The organism is Mesorhizobium sp. M8A.F.Ca.ET.207.01.1.1 (assembly GCF_004794715.1).
Classification (GTDB): domain Bacteria; phylum Pseudomonadota; class Alphaproteobacteria; order Rhizobiales; family Rhizobiaceae; genus Mesorhizobium.
Genome location: NZ_SRUS01000153.1, coordinates 1 through 399 on the forward strand (window position 1 = coordinate 1; position 399 = coordinate 399).

The 399-nt window shown below is 63.4% G+C and carries 1 protein-coding gene; it reads right to left on the reverse strand.

What is annotated here, in order from left to right:
• Window positions 1–171 precede the first annotated feature (171 nt).
• Window positions 172–399 (reverse strand): phage terminase large subunit (gene terL / locus EN850_RS33945; RefSeq protein WP_148671829.1); only part of this gene is annotated, 228 nt, incomplete at its 5' end.

Consider the following 399-nt stretch of genomic DNA (forward strand, 5'->3'; position numbering starts at 1 on the left):
CCGGGATGTCGATCACCTTCCGCGCAAGCCATGTCCCGCGGTAGGCATTCTCGGCCTCCTGTTCCGACAGCATCGGCATGCCGTAGAAGGTGGCCGCCGCCTTGTCGCGCGGCGTCCCCAGGTTGGCCACCAGGTTGACCAGCCCGTCTTTGATTTGTGCGAGCTTGCCCATCAGAGCGCGTTCCCGAGGTTGTAAGTACTACCGGTGACCAGTTCAGCGAACGCGCCAGACAGCGCGTCCACCTGGTCGTCGTGCTTGGCGTTGGGGAATTCGGCGATCTCATCCAAGAACGCCGCCACCCATGGGCCATTCACCAGCTTGATGTTTCCGGCTTCGGCCTGAGCCTCGACCGGCGTTGCGCGGACCTCCTTGGATCCGGATTCCAGCGCCGCCTTAAC